General features: G+C 74.3%; 15 protein-coding genes. 7 read left to right on the top strand and 8 right to left on the bottom strand.

Translation table 11 applies throughout. The features are described 5' to 3' along the window. Positions 1-386: 386 nt before the first annotated feature. Entirely contained in the window at positions 387-2,276 is a 1,890-nt protein-coding gene (locus tag FHX78_RS15945) for an NAD-binding protein (protein WP_145872011.1), read from the bottom strand. A gap of 194 nt (positions 2,277-2,470) precedes the next feature. Between FHX78_RS15945 and FHX78_RS15940 the strand changes: the two genes are divergently transcribed. Continuing rightward, positions 2,471-3,499 (top strand): permease, encoded by a 1,029-nt coding sequence (locus tag FHX78_RS15940; RefSeq protein ID WP_167531772.1) that lies wholly within the window; start codon positions 2,471-2,473, stop codon positions 3,497-3,499. A gap of 56 nt (positions 3,500-3,555) precedes the next feature. Next, on the top strand, positions 3,556-4,251 hold the full coding sequence (locus tag FHX78_RS15935) for a TIGR03943 family putative permease subunit (protein ID WP_145872008.1): 696 nt from the start codon (positions 3,556-3,558) through the stop codon (positions 4,249-4,251). Here the strand turns inward: FHX78_RS15935 and FHX78_RS15930 are convergent. Further along, the gene (locus FHX78_RS15930) at positions 4,248-4,547 is read right to left on the bottom strand and encodes a zinc-ribbon domain-containing protein (protein ID WP_145868123.1); all 300 of its coding nucleotides are present in this window, start codon (positions 4,545-4,547) and stop codon (positions 4,248-4,250) included. The two genes, FHX78_RS15935 and FHX78_RS15930, sit on opposite strands and share 4 nt — an antisense overlap. Positions 4,548-4,680: 133 nt before the next feature. On the opposite strand from FHX78_RS15930, the gene FHX78_RS15925 reads away from it, so the two are divergent. Together FHX78_RS15925 and FHX78_RS15920 are read left to right on the top strand one after the other, a co-directional pair. Beyond that, positions 4,681-6,252 (top strand): PH domain-containing protein, encoded by a 1,572-nt coding sequence (locus tag FHX78_RS15925; protein WP_145868122.1) that lies wholly within the window; start codon positions 4,681-4,683, stop codon positions 6,250-6,252. 99 nt (positions 6,253-6,351) lie between these two features. After that, positions 6,352-6,909, top strand: coding sequence for a DM13 domain-containing protein (locus FHX78_RS15920; protein ID WP_145868121.1), 558 nt, complete (start codon positions 6,352-6,354; stop codon positions 6,907-6,909). 117 nt (positions 6,910-7,026) lie between these two features. On the opposite strand, the gene FHX78_RS15915 is transcribed toward FHX78_RS15920, so the two are convergent. Beyond that, positions 7,027-8,541, bottom strand: a complete 1,515-nt coding sequence (locus FHX78_RS15915) for an FAD-dependent monooxygenase (RefSeq protein WP_145868120.1) — start codon at positions 8,539-8,541, stop codon at positions 7,027-7,029. 145 nt (positions 8,542-8,686) lie between these two features. Here FHX78_RS15915 and FHX78_RS15910 point away from each other — a divergent pair, with 145 nt between their 5' ends. Further along, positions 8,687-9,340 carry a TetR/AcrR family transcriptional regulator C-terminal domain-containing protein gene (locus FHX78_RS15910; protein WP_145868119.1) on the top strand — a complete coding sequence of 218 codons (654 nt, stop codon included), beginning with the start codon at positions 8,687-8,689 and terminating at the stop codon, positions 9,338-9,340. Positions 9,341-9,667: 327 nt separating this feature from the next. On the opposite strand, the gene tatA is transcribed toward FHX78_RS15910, so the two are convergent. The 3 genes from tatA to FHX78_RS15895 are packed head-to-tail and all read right to left on the bottom strand — an operon-like array spanning position 9,668 to position 11,264. After that, on the bottom strand, positions 9,668-9,940 hold the full coding sequence (gene tatA / locus FHX78_RS15905; RefSeq protein WP_145868118.1) for a Sec-independent protein translocase subunit TatA: 273 nt from the start codon (positions 9,938-9,940) through the stop codon (positions 9,668-9,670). Next, positions 9,928-10,644, bottom strand: a complete 717-nt coding sequence (locus FHX78_RS15900) for a hypothetical protein (RefSeq protein WP_189908561.1) — start codon at positions 10,642-10,644, stop codon at positions 9,928-9,930. Before FHX78_RS15900 ends, tatA begins: the two co-directional genes overlap by 13 nt. 44 nt (positions 10,645-10,688) lie before the next feature. Further along, positions 10,689-11,264: a TerD family protein gene (locus FHX78_RS15895; protein WP_145868117.1), complete on the bottom strand. Its 576-nt coding sequence runs from the start codon at positions 11,262-11,264 to the stop codon at positions 10,689-10,691. 352 nt (positions 11,265-11,616) lie between these two features. On the opposite strand from FHX78_RS15895, the gene FHX78_RS15890 reads away from it, so the two are divergent. Together FHX78_RS15890 and FHX78_RS15885 are read left to right on the top strand one after the other, a co-directional pair. Then, positions 11,617-12,006, top strand: a complete 390-nt coding sequence (locus tag FHX78_RS15890; protein WP_167531771.1) for a BlaI/MecI/CopY family transcriptional regulator — start codon at positions 11,617-11,619, stop codon at positions 12,004-12,006. Between the two features lie 6 nt (positions 12,007-12,012). Then, positions 12,013-12,945 carry a M56 family metallopeptidase gene (locus tag FHX78_RS15885; protein WP_145868115.1) on the top strand — a complete coding sequence of 311 codons (933 nt, stop codon included), beginning with the start codon at positions 12,013-12,015 and terminating at the stop codon, positions 12,943-12,945. Positions 12,946-13,028: 83 nt separating this feature from the next. Here the strand turns inward: FHX78_RS15885 and FHX78_RS15880 are convergent, their stop codons facing one another. Further along, a complete protein-coding gene (locus FHX78_RS15880) occupies positions 13,029-13,484 on the bottom strand; it encodes a tellurite resistance TerB family protein (protein WP_145868114.1) in 456 nt (151 codons plus the stop codon). Positions 13,485-13,713: 229 nt separating this feature from the next. Further along, positions 13,714-14,733, bottom strand: coding sequence for a sporulation protein (locus FHX78_RS15875; protein ID WP_167531770.1), 1,020 nt, complete (start codon positions 14,731-14,733; stop codon positions 13,714-13,716). Positions 14,734-15,181: the final 448 nt, after the last annotated feature.

Genomic DNA, 15,181 nt, shown 5'->3' with positions numbered 1-15,181 from the left:
CGCGCCTGCCGCGCGGCTGCGCGGCTGCGGGCAGCCCGGCCGCCGGTCGGTCGGTCGCCGGGGCGTCGGGCTGCCGAGGCGACGGGGGAGGGCGGGCGCGGCGGCACCCCGCGGACGCCGGTGAGTTGAGCCCAGCGCCCTGGTGGTTGCACCGGGCCTTGGTGTCTGCGCCGCGTCCCGGCGCCCGCGCCTCTCGGTGGCGCCCGCACCGGGCCCTGGCGTCTGCCCCGCCTTCCGGCGCCTGCCCCGTCTCCCGGCGCCTGCCCCGTCTCCCGGCGCCTGCCCCGTCTCCCGGCGCCTGCCCCGCCTCCTGGCGTCTGCCCCGCCTCCCGGTGCCCGCCATGCGCCCGCGTCGGTCGGAGGGCGGCTCGCGTCCCTCCCGTTGGTCAGCGGGCGGCTCGTGTTCCGCGGCGTCGGCCCAGCAGCTCCGCCAGTCCCCGCCGGGTGGCTGCCAGTACCACCCTGTCCTCCCCGCGCAGCACGTACGTATCGGGCAGGTCCCACACCAGCCCCGCTGCCGGTACCTCCCCCACCGGCCCGTCGTCGTCCGCCCGTCGCGCCGTGTCCAGTGCCAGCACCCGCCAGGCGCCCGGCCGGAACGCCTCCCCGACCGTGCGGCCCTCCAGTTGCGTCAGCCCGCCCACGGACACCGCCGCGAAGAGCAGCACCCGCCGCTCGACCGGTATGGCGCCCAGGATCTGGCGCCCCATCATCGCCCCGGCGAACGCGGGCGCCGCGAGGTGGGACACGCTCCGGCTCCGGGTCAGCGCACCGGGGTGCGCGGTCCGCAGCGTCCGGTACACCGCCTTCGCGAAGTCGTCGTCGTACAGCCGCAGCACCGCCCGCAGATCGGGCCGTACGGACCGCGCGTACAGCACCGCCTCCAGATTGGTCGTGTCCGCGCTGGTCAGCGCGAGCAGCGCGTCCGCGCGGTGGATCTTCGCGGCTTCCAGGACGCCCTCCGCCGTGACGTCCCCGACCACCACCGGCACCCGTAACCGCCGCGCCGTGGCCATCCCCCGCGCCTCGGGATCGGCCTCGACGCACACCACAGGGATGTGCAGCTCCCGCAGCCGCGTCAGCACCCGCGTCCCGATCTTGCCCAGTCCCAGCAGCACCACGTGCCCGCCCAGCCCGCGCGGCGGCTTGCGCAGCGCAGACGCCGTGCGGAACGTCCCCAGTGCCTCCAGCACCGCCGCGAGCAGCACCGGCAGCAGCAGCAACCCCACCAGCCCGGACAGCAGTTGCAGCACCTGCCGTCCGGTGGACTCGTTGTGCGCGGGCTCGTTGATCGCGAACAGGTCGAGCAGGGTGACGTACGTGGCGTGCAGCGGATGGTCCCGGGTCACCAGGGTCAGCGCCACCGCGAGGGCGAACACGGCCGCGATCAGCCCGGCCAGCGACCACCGCAGCCGCCGCGAGAACAGCGACCCGAACGGCGGCACTCCGCCCCGCCCGGCCGGCAACGGCGTACCGGAGTACGACACCTGCTCCAGCACCACCGTGCCGCGCCCGGTCGCCGCCGCCACCGCCGCCGCGTCGGGAAGCAGTTGCGGTCCCTGGTCGCCGCTGTCCTCCGAACCCTCCGCGCCCGCCGGATCGTTGCTCGTCGCGGACAGCAGCGCCAGCGTGCACAGTCCCGGGTCGGCCACCTCCCCCGGCCGCGGGGGCCGGCGCTCCACCGCCCGCAGCAGCAGCCCCTCCGCGTCGACGACCTTGCTCGTGCCGACGAGCGCGGTGGCGACCAGCGCGGGCGCGGTGGTGTCGGCGTCGGACAGCACGGTCGTGGCGATGTCGGCCTCGGCGTCTCCGCGCGAGGCCGCCGTGCCCCCGGCCAACTCGGCGGCCTGGTCGAGCAGTTCCTCGATGTGCTGCCCCAGCCGCCGGTTGTAGAGGCGGAGCACGAGCCGCAGCCGGGGGTTGAGCCGGCGGGCGGTCAGGGCGGCGCGGATGTTGGTCTCGTCGTCGTCGTACACCAGCGCCAGCGCGTCGGCCCGGTCGACACCGACCTCGGCGAGCACGGCCTCCGTCGGTTCGGCGGCCTCCACCACCCGTGCGCCGGCGACGGCGGTCCCGTCGGCACCGCCGTTGCCCCGGTTGACGGCGGTCACGACACGGTCCAGCAGGGCCGCGGAGGCCGCCCGGGCCCGCCCGACCATCGGCTGCCGCACCCGGCCCCCGGCCGGCCGTACGACGAGGGTGACCTGCTCGCGGTACACGCCCCGGAGTTCGGCGGCGAGCCGGTGCGCCAGCCCGTCGTCGCCGCACACCACCATCTGCGTGGACGGGTCGTCGGGCAGGGCCGGGTTGGGAAGGAGGCTCACCACAGGGGTAGAGACTGCCTCATCGTGGCGGGTGGTTCCAGGCCGGTCCGGCCGCGCCTGAACGGCCGCGCCCCGCCTTCCGTAACAAGAGGACGGGGTGTGACCGACCCCGCTCCCTCGCGCGCTCTTGGAGGTGCACCCGGCCCGTGGCACTCACCAGTACGCCCCCGCGCGGAACCGGTCCGCACCGCGAGGGCGACGGCGGGGCGGCGCCCCCCGAGGAGTCCCGCCACCTCACCTCCCCGCTCCTGCTCACCCTGGTCCTGCTCACGGCCGTGATGTTCCAGGACCCCGTCCGCCGCGCCCTGGCCGCCCCGGTGACGCAGAGCTGGATGACGGTGTTCGTCGCGGTGGTCCTCCAGGCCCTGCCCTTCCTGGTGCTCGGCGTCCTGCTGTCGGCGGCGATCGCCGTGTTCGTCCCGCCGTCGTTCTTCGCCCGCGCCCTGCCGGACCGTACGGGGCTGGCCGTACCGGTCGCGGGTGCGGCGGGCGCGGTGCTCCCCGGCTGCGAGTGCGCGTCCGTCCCGGTGGCGGGCGCGCTGGTGCGCAGGGGAGTGGCCCCGGCGGCGGCCCTGACGTTCCTGCTGTCCGCCCCCGCCGTCAACCCGATCGTGCTGACCGCGACGGCGGTCGCCTTCCCCGACGAGCCCCGGATGGTCCTCGCCCGTTTCGTCGCGAGCCTGCTGGTGGCCTGCGCGATGGGCTGGCTGTGGCAGCGCCTCGGCCGCACGGACTGGCTGCGCCCACCGGCCCGTGCCTCCTACGAAGGACGGAGCGGGGGCGCGGCGTTCTGGGGCTCGGTGCGGCACGACGTGGTCCACGCGGGCGGTTTCCTCGTGGTCGGCGCGATGGCGGCGGCGACGCTGAAGGCGGTGGTCCCGGCGGAGTGGCTGCGCGCGGCGGCGGACAGCCCGGTGCTGTCGGTGCTGGCGCTCGCCGCCCTGGCCGTCCTGCTGTCGATCTGCTCGGAGGCGGACGCGTTCGTCGCGGCGTCGCTGACCCAGTTCTCGCTGACGGCCCGGCTCACCTTCCTGGTCGTGGGACCCATGGTCGACCTGAAGCTGTTCGCCATGCAGGCGGGCACGTTCGGCCGTGCCTTCGCCCTGCGCTTCGCCCCCGTGACCCTCGCCCTGGCGGTGGCGGTCTCGGCCGTGACGGGAGCGGTACTGCTGTGAGGCCCACCCGGCGCCCGGACCCCGGCGCGCACCCCGGCCGCGTGCCGGGCGTGCGCCTGAACCGCCAGGCCCAGGCGGCGCTGCTGTTCCTGCTCGGCGCGGCCGTGCTGCACGCCGGCCTGACCGACCTCCACCTGCGCTACGTCAAGGCGGGCCTGCGCCCGCTGCTCCTGCTGTCGGGCGCGGTGCTGGTCGCGACGGCGGCGGCGACGCTCCGGTACGAGTGGCGCGGGCGCCGGGAGGAGGACGCGGAGCCGCACCGGGAGCCCCGTATCTCGTGGCTCCTGACGCTTCCCCTCTTCGCGCTGATCCTGGTGGCCCCGCCGGCCCTCGGTTCCTACAGCGCCACCCACACCGGTACGGCCCTGCAGAAGCCCTTCGGCTTCCCTGACCTCCCCGCGCGGGGCCCCCTGCGCCTGGGGGTGGAGGAGTACGCGGCCCGCGCGGTCTACGACGACGGCCGCCACCTGAGCGGCCGCCCCATCAGCATCACCGGCTTCGTGGCCCTGGACCGCGCCGACGCCCCCCACCTGGTCCGCATGACCCTCAACTGCTGTGCCGCGGACGCCCAGCCGGTCAAGATCGCCCTGACCGGTGCGATCCCGCCGGTCCTGCGGCCGGACACCTGGCTGGAGGTCACCGGCACCTACACCCCGCGCCGCACCAGGGACCCCGTCAACGACGGCCCGGTCCCGTACTTCGACGTCACGGCCGCCGAACCGGTCCCGCCCCCGTCCGACCCGTACGGCTAGCCCTGCTGGTAGGGCTGCTGCTGGGGGTGCTGTCCGTACCCCTGGCCGCCGCCCGGCCCGCCGACGGCCTGCGCCTGGAGCTGCTCGGCCTGCTCCCCGGTCACCTTGTGCTCCGCGCCGCAGAACGTGCACTGCGTCGCGTACTTCGTCGAGACCGGGAACAGCGGCACGAAGAACAGCGTGAACTTGGTGACCCGCTTCCTGAGCGTGTGCGCGGCGGGATTGCCGCATTGCGCGCACACCAGCGTCAGTATCGCGAGCTGGTACAGATACCCCTTGGTACCAAAAATGATCATGTCGTGATCCTTCCCGAGCCGCAGTGCCCCGAACCACCCCACCAGACGTGAGGGCGGTCGGCAACGTAACCGGCCACAACGTTGCCGCACCGTGCACAAGCGCACCGGCAGCACGGGTCGGCAGACTTCTCCCGTGATCGATGCCAGGGAAGTGACCTGCCGTCCGCGATGGACGAGAACCCTGTGGTGCTTCGCCGGACTCGGGGCGGCCGGGGCGGCGGCCGCGGTGGTGCTCGGGGTGCGCACGAGTACGGCCGCGTGGCCGGCCCTAGGCCTGCTGTTCGCCCTGGCGGGCTTCGCCGCACTGCACAGGGTCACCGCCCGGGTCCGCGCCGACGCCCACGGCCTGCACTCCCGCACCCTGCTCCGCCGCCGCAGCGTGCCCTGGAGCGAGGTCGCGGATCTGCGCCTCCGGGTGAAGTACGCGAACACGGCCCGCGGTGAGGAGAGCCGCCGGGTCAGTGCGCTGCTCCGTGACGGACGCGGATGGGTCCTGCCGCTGCCGCGGACCTGGACCCCCCGCACCGAGGAGTTCGACGCGACGCTGAGCGCACTGCGCGAGCTGCACCGCCGTCACGGTGCCGCGGGGACGACGGCGGAGCCGGCCCGCCTCACCGTCATCTCGCACCGCACCACCGGGAGCGGCTGGACCGGCTCACTCGCCCTGTGCGTGCTGTTGCTGGCGGGCGCGGGCCTGGCCCTGCGGATGGTTCCGCAGGTGGGGGCGTACGAGAGGGAGTGGGAGTCGGCGGCCCCCTGCGCGGCCGGGACGTCGTGGGCGGACCACGGGGACTGCCTGAGCACCGTACCGGCCGTGATCGAACGCACCGATCCCCGCCGTCCCAAGAAGACCAGCCGGCTGTACTTCACCGACGCCCGCCCGCTGGAGCGGCTGGCGGTGTCCGAGGAGGCGGCCCTGGAGTTCCGCTCCGGTGACCGGGTCCGGCTCACCTTCTGGCGCGGTGAGGTGAAGACGATCGCCGGGGACCGCCATGTGTGGCGCGACCACACCCCCGGCGCCGGAGACGTGGTGATGGTCGCGGCCGGTCTGACCCTGGGGGCGGGCTACCCGGCCGCCCGGATACTGATCCGGCTGCGCGGTCGCCGGCGCCCCGACGGCGAGGTCCTGCCGTCGGCCCTGCCCTTCGCGGTGGCGCTGGTCCTCACGGCGCTGTGGCTCCTTCCTCTGTGCTTCCTGCATCCCACAGCACCGTTCGCTTCCCCCGTGACGACGGCGTGGGCGGCGGCCGGAACCCTCGTCACCATCGCCCTGCTGACCTGGGCATGGCGCGCCACCCGGTTCCGCCCGCCGGGCGGGCCCGAACCCCTCCCCACGGAGAGGACGGGTGACGAGGTCTTCCTTCCGGCCCGCTTCCTGGAAGCCACCGACTACAACCCCCGCCACTTCGGCACCCACATCGTCCTGGGCGACGACGGTCCGCCCGCGGTGGTCCCGCACTCCGGACCCGGTCGCTTCGCGGCCCGGCCCGTCCCGGTGTCGCGCCTCACCCTCGAGCGGACACGACGCGCAGGCGGCGGCGATCCCGACACGATCCCGCGCACCTGGCACATAGCCGAACTGGACGACGCGGGCACCCCGGTCCGCCTCGCCGCCGCCCCGACCGACCTGACCCGCATCCTGCGCGCACTGCGGCCGACGGCCCCGGAAGCGCGCGCGGGGACTCGTCCCCCGGGCGACCCGTGACGCGACGACGTAAGGGTTTCGTCATCCCTCCGGCGGCCCACGGCGGCGGCCCGCCGCGTTGAATGGGCGGTGACGACGAGTGAGGCGGGGTGGAGAAGCGTGCGGACGTCGCTGGGCAGGCCGCTGGTCATCGGGGTGCTGGTGGTGGCCGTGGCCGTCGCGGGATTCGGGTTGTACTGGTTCCAGCCGTGGAAGCTGTGGCAGGACGAGACCGTGCGTGAGGCCCTGCCGACGGCCGCGGCGTCCGCCGCGGACCCGGCCCCGGACGCCTCGCCGGACCCGGCCCGGACCCCCGCGCGGGATCCGCGGACGCTGGCCGGCGGCGCGCTGATCAGCCACGAGCACTCCACCTCCGGCACGGTGAAGCTGGTCCGGCTGCCCGACGGCTCCCATGTCGTACGCCTGGAGAACCTCGACACCAGCAACGGCCCCGACCTGCGTGTCTGGCTGACCGACGCGCCGGTGAGGGAAGGACGGGCCGGCTGGCACGTCTTCGACGACGGCGCGTACGTCAGCCTCGGCAAGCTCAAGGGCAACAAGGGCAGCCAGAACTACACCGTGCCCGCCGACGTCGACCCGTCCGCCTTCAGCAGCGTGAGCATCTGGTGCGACCGCTTCGACGTGTCCTTCGGCGCGGCCGAGCTGGGCCGAGTCTGAAGGCCGTACCGCCACCGCCGTACCGCCACCGCCGTGCCGTGTCCGCCGTGTCGCGGTCGCCGTCGCGGTCGCCGTGCCGCGGGTGGCAGCAGGTCGTGGGATGCGCGGCGGCCCCGGTCACTCCTTCGCCGTGGCCGGCCCGCACCAGGTCGTGAGGGCGGTGCGCAGGGCGCCGGTGTCGAGGCCGCCGGCCCCGGGGGACGCGGCCCAGGCGACATGGCCGTCCGGGCGGATGAGGAGCGCGTCCGGGGCGGGGGTCCCGCCGTCGGGCCAGACGGGCCAGTGACCGGCCACGGACGTCGCCTCCACGACGTCGACGCGATCGGCCCAGCCCGCCGCGGCGGCCGCCGTCTCCCCGCCACCGCGCAGGTCGAGCAGGACCGGGCGGGCGGCGTGCAGCAGGCCGAAGACGCGCGCGGGGCCGTCGGCGGTCTCCAGATCGGCGTCGGGGACGCGGAGGCCGGTCAGCGGATGGCCGCCGCCCAGGTCGTACCCGACGTCCAGCGCGGTGATCATGCCGCCCAGGTGCCGGTTGACGTCGTCGTACCCGATGAGGGAGCGGAGCACGTCGCGCAGCGCGTCGGTCTGCGGGCCGGGGCGGCTCAGCGCCGACTGCGCCCGGGTGTTGTGCAGCACCCGTTCCGCGACGGGGTACCGCTCGGCGTGGTAGCTGTCCAGCAGGGTGTCCGGCGCCCGGCCGTGCACCACCGACGCGAGTTTCCAGCCGAGGTTGACCGCGTCCTGCACCCCCAGGTTCAGGCCCTGGCCGCCGGACGGGAAGTGGATGTGGGCGGCGTCGCCCGCCAGCAGCACCCTGCCCTCCCGGTACCGCTCCGCCTGCCGTGCCGCGTCACCGAACCGGGACACCCAGCGTGGGCTGTGCATCCCGAAGTCGGTGCCCGCGATCCTGAGCAGTGACTCCCTCAGTTCCTCGAGCGTCGCGGGGGAACCCGCGGGGGCGACACGGCCGTGCTCCGTGGTGATCACCCGGTACCAGCCCGGCTCGAAGCCGAGCACCGAGAAGTCGCCCCCGGCTCGCCGCCGCATGAACACCGGCTCGGCCGGCGGGTCGGCGAGTTCGACGTCACCGAGCAGCGCGGTCAGGGTGGCCTCCGTGCCGGGGAAGCCGATGCCGGCGAGCCTGCGCACCGTACTGCGTCCGCCGTCGCAGCCCACGAGGTAGCGGGCGCGCAGTGCCGAGGGGACGGCCCCGGGCCCGCCCAGTGCGACCTCGACGCCGTCGCCGTCCTGGCGCAGGGCGGTCACCTCCGACGACCGGCGCACCCGGACGCCGAGTTCTCCGGCCCACTCCTCCAGCAGCCGCTCGATGCGGGACTGGAGCAGCATCAGGCTCCGGGTGTACCGGGTGTCGAACCGCCCGAAGTCCAGCCACAGCCCCGAGAAGTGGCCGATCGAACGCGGTACGCCCGCCGCCAGGAAGCGGTCCAGGACGCCCCGCTGGTCGAGCACCTCCAGGGTCCGCGCGTGCATCCCGCCGGCCCGTGACTCGCCGGTCCGCCCGGCGAGCCGGTCGACCACCACCACGTCGACCCCGGCCAGCCGTAATTCGCAGGCGAGCATGAGCCCCGTGGGGCCCGCGCCCGTGATCACCACGTCCGTGTCCGTCCTCATGCCGCTCATCTGCGCGTGCCTCTCTCCCGTACGACATCCCACCGGGCCCCTCGCCTCTAACGGCGTTAGAGACCCGAACGCTGTTAGAGACTTCCCCTAACGCTGTTAGAGTGTCAAGCGGTCCGGGAAAGGGAGCGCGAGCGCTATGAAGATCAATGCCGAGGTGATCGCCCGTGCGGCGCTGCGCCTGCTGGACGGCGTCGGCCTCGACGGCCTCACCATGCGCCTGGTCGCGCAGGAACTCGGCGTCCGGGCCCCCACCCTCTACTGGCACCTCAAGAACAAGCAGGAACTGCTCGACGCCATGGCCACCCTGGTCTACGCCGAGGCGTCCGAGCGGCTGGAGCCGCCCCGCGACGGCGACGCCTGGCAGCACTGGATCGCCGACTGGGCCCGCCACCTGCGGCAGGCGATGCTCGGCCACCGCGACGGCGCTCGCGTCCTCGCCGGCACCTACGTCAACCACCCGGCCGTGCACCGCTCCGTCGAACTGGGCCTGCGGACCCTGACGGACGCCGGCTTCCCCCTCACCGAAGCGGCCCGCTCCATCCCCGCGGTCCTGCACTACACGATCGGCTCGACCATCGAGCAGCAGGCCCACGGCAACGCGGCCTACGGCGACGACAACCCGTACGCCCCCGGCCGGCTGGCCGGCCTCATCGACGCCGAGCACTTCCCGCTCACCGCCCAGGTGTCCGCCGACCTCCTCGGCCTGGACGCGGACGCGGGCTTCGAACACGGCCTGCGCGTCGTCATCCTCGGCCTCGAAGCCGCCAGGGCCGGGCACGACCGCGCCTGACGGCCCGGTGCGCGGCCCGTACGCCCCCGCCGCTCACGGCGAGGGCGCGGGAACGGGCCGGACGGCACGTCCTTCCGGGCAGGGGGGACGGGAAGGGCTCCACCCGCTTCTCGCGGATCCGGATTGCGCGGTGCGCGGCTCGGGGCCGCTTCCCCGCGTCTCGCGTCGGGTCCTTCCCGTCACCCCCAGCACACCACGCCGGCAGCGGCACGGCCACCGGCCGGCCGGTCCGGCAGCGCCCGCGACCGTCCCCCTGGCCCTGTCCGGGAAACGGCCGCGCGACCGTCCCCCGCCCTGTCCGGGGAACGGCCGCGCGGGCTCCGTGGCTCACTGCCGGTGCTGCGGGGAGCCCGGGGGCTGCGGGGAGCCCGGGTGCTGCGGGGAGCCCGGGTGCTGCGGCTCGTCCCGCGTGACGGTCTCCCCCTGGACGACCCTGGGCGGCGCCGCCGCCCGCTCGTCCTCGTCCTTCATGGCCCTGGCCTCGGCCTTGAGGATGCGGGCCGACTTCCCGGCGGAGCGGGCCAGGTCGGGGAGCTTCTTGGCGCCGATCACCAGGATGACGACGATGAGGATGACGGCGAGTTCACTCAGTCCGAACATGCGAGATGCGAGTCCTGTCTGCTCTGGGGCCCGGCCGGGTGGGCGCGAGCGCGGCGGGTCCGATCGGCCTGCGGAACGGTGTCTTTCAGCTGGGGCGGGGGAGCGGCCGGCGCGGGGAGCGGCGACGGCTCCTCGGCGAGGCACCGGCGGAGGTGGGGCACCATGCCGTGGGTCAGCAGCGCCCGCTGCCATGCCTCCCGTGCCCGCTCCAGGCGCGCGGTGTGCGCGGCGGGGCCGCTCCCGCGCAGCGCGGTGACCAGCAGGGCGCCGAGGGCGGCGAGGGCGCCCGCCGCGGCGACGAGCGCCAGCACCCAGCCGGCGGTGATGAGCGAGCCGGGCAGCGTCCCCCGTACGCCGGTCCACCGGAGGACGTGCCCGAGCGGCAGCAGGACCACGGCCGACGAGCCCGCCACGAGCGGTGTGAGCACGGCCACGGCCGGCAGCACGCTGCCGGCCGTGGCCGTGTCGCCCCGCGCGTCCTCACGGGCGGACGCCCGCACGGCGAGGTACTGGCGGTACGCGTCCCGTGCGGCGGCGGCGACCTCGTCGGCGTCCGCGAGCGCCCGGAGGCGCAGGCGCGCGGACGACCGGCCGGTCGGGTCGGCGGCCACGGCGTTGCGGATGTCCGGGGTGCGCAGGGCCCGGTCGAGCACTGCCTCGTAATCCCCCCGGTCCTCGGGGCGGAGGCGGAGCGGGTCGGACACTGGTTCTCCTGATGAGGGGGTGGGGCCTGCGCCGTCGTCCGGTGTCAGACGCCGACGCCGAAGTCGGAGGCGATGCCGGCCAGACCGGACGCGTAACCCTGGCCCACCGCGCGGAACTTCCACTCGGCACCGTTGCGGTACAGCTCGCCGAAGACCATCGCCGTCTCGGTGGAGGCGTCCTCGGACAGGTCGTAGCGGGCGATCTCGACGCCGTCGGCCTGGTTGACGACGCGGATGAAGGCGTTGCGGACCTGGCCGAAGGACTGGCCGCGGTTCTCGGCGTCGTGGATCGACACGGGGAACACGATCCGGTCGACCTCGGCGGGCACGGCGACGAGGTTCACCTTCACCGCCTCGTCGTCGCCCTCGCCCTCACCGGTGAGGTTGTCGCCGGTGTGCTCCACCGAACCGTCCGGGCTGGTGAGGTTGTTGTAGAAGACGAAGTGCCGGTCCGACGGCACCCTGCCGGTGGCGTCCAGCAGGAGGGCCGAGGCGTCGAGGTCGTAGTCGGTGCCGGTGGTCGTGCGCACGTCCCAGCCCAGTCCGACCAGGACGGCGGTCAGTCCCGGCGCCTCCTTGCTGAGTGAGACGTTGCCGCCCTTGGACAGGGAAACTCCCACGGGGTGCTCCTTCTTTCATGCTTCACGCTTCACGCGTCGGATGAGGATGTCGGGCCCGGAGATGAAATCTACAGGACTGTAGAGACTGGGGAGGGGGTGCTTTCGCCGAAGGGGCGGCGACCGGGAGCGCGCATGGCCGAAAGCGTGCGGTGGCGGCCGGAGGGGGCCGATGCGCGGCGCCACCGGAGAAGCCGACGTGACCGCGCGGACGCGGACCGGCGGCGCGACCCCGCAAGCGGGCCTCCTACCATTTCGTGGACACCGCGATGGCGGATGATGCGCGACGGGCGGCCGGTCAGGTACCCCTACGATGAACAGTTCGCGAACGCGGGGCAGTGGAAGGAGGCAGGGCGTGACGGATCACCGGCAGCGTCCCCGGCGGCGGGGGCAGGGGGAGCTGGAGGCGCTCGTCTTGTCGGCGCTGTGCGAGGCGGACGGCCCGGCGACGGTCGGCTGGGTGCAGGAGCGCCTCGGCGGCGACCTCGCCTACACGACCGTCATCACGATCCTGACCCGGCTGCTCTCCAAGGGAGCGGTGACGCGGGAGCGGGCGGGCCGGTCCTTCGTCTGGACGCCCGCCTCCGACCAGGCGGGACTGGCCGCGCACAAGATGCGCAAGGTACTGGACGCCGAGAACGACCGGGAGGCCGTGCTGGCCAGCTTCGTCACCAGCCTCGGCCCGGACGACGAGCGGCTGCTCCGCGACCTGCTGGGCCGGCCGCGCGGCGAAGGGGAAGACTGAAGCCTCATGGGGGTCTTCGTCTTTCTGCCGCTGGTCCTGCCGCTGAGCGCCTGGCCGATCGCGCGCCTGGCCGAGCAGCGGCTCCATCCGCGTACCGCGACCAGGCTGCTGACCGGGGTCGCCGCGGTGATGGCGGTGTGCAGTTCGGTGTGCCTGGGCCTGCTGATGGTGGTGGGCACCGCCCAGCTGCCCGGCAACCCGCTGCCCGACGGCTGGTCGGACCCCGAGGTGCGCGAGGCGGTGCCGTACGACGAGATCGCCGGCAGGGTGGCCATCCCCGCGCTGTGCGCGGTCGTGGTGGCGTGCGGCCGGCTGCTGTGGCGGCACGGCCGCGTGCGGCGCCGGGCCCACCGGGCGCTGGCCGGGCTGCCGGACACCGAGGTCGCCGTCCTGCCGGACGACATCGCGTACGCGTACGTGCTGCCCGGAGGACGCCGGGACCGCGTGGTGGTGACCACCGCCCTGCTGGACTGCCTCGAACCCGCCGAGCGGCGCGCCCTGTTCGCCCACGAACGGGCCCACCTGGCGGCACGGCACCACCGTTTCCTGCTGGCCGTCCAGCTGGCCGCGCGCGCCAACCCGTTCCTGCGTCCGCTGCGCACGGCGGTGGCGTACACGGCGGAACGGTGGGCGGACGAGGAGGCGGCCCAGGCGGTCGGCAGCCGTCGGACCGTGGCCCGCGCCATCGGCAAGGCGGCCCTGGTGTCCCGGGGGACGCCCGCCGCCACGCTCGCGGGCTTCGCGGCCCCGGGACCGGTGCCGCGCCGTGTGGCGGCCCTGCTCGGCCCGGCGCCCGCGGTGCGCAGTTGGCCGTCGGTGTTCACCGCGGTGGGGCTGGCGGCGTGGGGCGCGGCCGCGGGGACGGCCGTATCGGCGATGTCGTCCGCGAACTCGGCGGTGACGATGGTCCTCATCCTGCGCGCGGCCACCCCCCTCTGAGCCCGGAGCGCCCGCCCACGGCCTCGCGGGGGGCCTCGCGGGGGCCTTGCGGGGCGGGGCGCTCCGCGCCGGAAGGGCGGTCGTCAGAGGTCGAACTCGTGCGGCGGCAGGCCCAGCGCGAAGCACGCCTCGCGGACGACGGCCTGCTCGGTCGCGTCGAAGTCGCCGTCCGCACCGCCGATCACGATGCCGATCTGGATGACGGCCCGCGCCTCGGCGGGCTTCTTCTTCGCCTTGGCGATCTCCTGGAGCACGCTCACCTTGCCGAAATCGAAGTCGGCCGTGAGCTTGTCGAGGTTGTCCTCGAACCGGCGCTGCAGATCCATGGCGTCGAAGTTCTGCAACACCTCGTTGGTGGCGATCAGCTGCGCCACGCGGCGCCGCTCGGGCGGGTCGATGGTGCCGTCGGCTGCCGCGACCAGCGCGCACATCGCCATGCCGGCGTCGCGGAAGGCGCCGCTCTTGAGGTCGTTCCGCTTCGCCACGAGCTGCGTCTGCATCTGCGTGGCGGAGTCCTTGATGCGGTCCCACAGGGCCATGAGAGCTCCATACGGTCGGTTGCGGACTCCGGCCGCCTCGGTGCGGCAGCCGGAGCCCAGTCACTTCTACACTAATGTAGAAGTTGAGGGGGTGGCCCGGAGAGCCCGATGACGCACGGAAAACGGACCCCGACGTCCGGGCCGACCCGCCCGCTCACCGATCCGCCCGCTCACCGACCCGCCCGTTCGCTGCCCCGTGAGCCGGCCGACCCGTGAGCCGGCCGCCCCGTCAGCCCTCCTCTTCCTCCCCTTCGAAGAAGTCCCCGACCTCGTCGACCACTTCGGCCGCGACCATGCCGCCGACGACCCCGACCGCGAGCCCGGCCGCGCCCGCGGCGACGACGGTGCCCATGCCCGGGCCGGAGCGGTGGCCGTCGTGATGCTGATCGCCGTGGTGGTGATCTCCGTGGTGGTGATCGCCGTGCCCGTGCCCGTGCCCCGGGTGACCGTCGTGCCCGTACGGGGCGGGGGAGCCGTACGACGCCCGGTGCTCGACCAGCCGGCGGATCCAGCCGTCGACCTCGGTGTTCCAGTCGCGGACGTCGTGGTGGCCCACGGTGAAGAGGGTGAGCGCGTCGTGGCCGGCGGAGAACGGGCCACCGCGCCGGTCGGCTTCCAGGACGACGTCCATGCCGCCGGGGTGGGCGAGGAAGGTCAGCTCGATCTCGTTGACCAGGTGCGCGTACTGCGGGGCCGGGACCAGCTCGATCTCCTGGTAGAACGGCAGCTGCTGGCCGGTGCCGCCGATGCGCCCGTACTCCAGGTCCGCGGACTTGAAGCCGTGGCCGAGCTGCCCGAGCGCCTCGAGGACCGCCTCCTGGACGGGCAGCGGGGCGACGGCCAGCCGGTCCAGGTCGCCCTTGTCCTTGGCCCCGGCCACGGCAAGCTCGGTCCGCACGCCGAGGACGATGCCCAGGTCCTGTCCGTACAGCTCGGTGACGGGCGTCTCCCAGGGCAGGGTCACGCTGAACGGTACGGAGCGCTCCTCGCCCTCGGCGAGCCGGAAGCCCCCGCCGACGGTGAACCGCTCGAACGCGGCGACCCCCTCGCTCTCCCCCTCCTCGTGCTCGACCTCGACCCGGGCCACCAGCTCCAGGGCGATGTGGTCGATGTCGAAGTCGGCGTTGCCGCCCTTGAGGTGGACCTGCCCGGTCAGGGTGCCACCGGGGCGGGCGGCACCCGGGTCGAGGACCGTGTCGACCGTGGGGCCGCCGACACCGAGCGATCCGAGCAGTCGTTTGAACACCATCGTGGCGTCCACTCCTTAGCGTGCGCGGTGATTCCGATACGTGCTTCTACAAGCACGTAGAAGCATAGGGCGGCCGCAGGGGTGGAGGGCGCGCTCCGCGGGGGTGTGCGGGGGAACGGCCGAAAGCGAACCGTCGCGCGGGCGGCGGACCCCACGCCCGAGGGAGGGCCCGCCGGGCGTCCGCCGGGCGTCCGCCGGGCGTCCGCCGGACGGTGGGTGCCGGACACACCCCCCGCCACTCCTCTACAGTGAATGTAGAGGCACGATGATTGTCCCGTTCCCTCGCGCCCGCCCCGTGAGGTAAAGCCACAACGGCAAGCCGCGACGGCGCGCCGACGAGCACGAGCGGGAACACGGTTTCGGCCACAATCGTTGTCGCCCTAAACGTCCAGAAAAGGAGCCACCCGTTGTCCGCCAGATCGACGGACCCCTCGGGGCACAGTCCCCG

The sequence above is a fragment of the Streptomyces capillispiralis genome (assembly GCF_007829875.1).
Taxonomy (GTDB): Bacteria; Actinomycetota; Actinomycetes; order Streptomycetales; family Streptomycetaceae; genus Streptomyces; species Streptomyces capillispiralis.
This window is presented reverse-complemented; position numbering and strand designations above follow the sequence as displayed.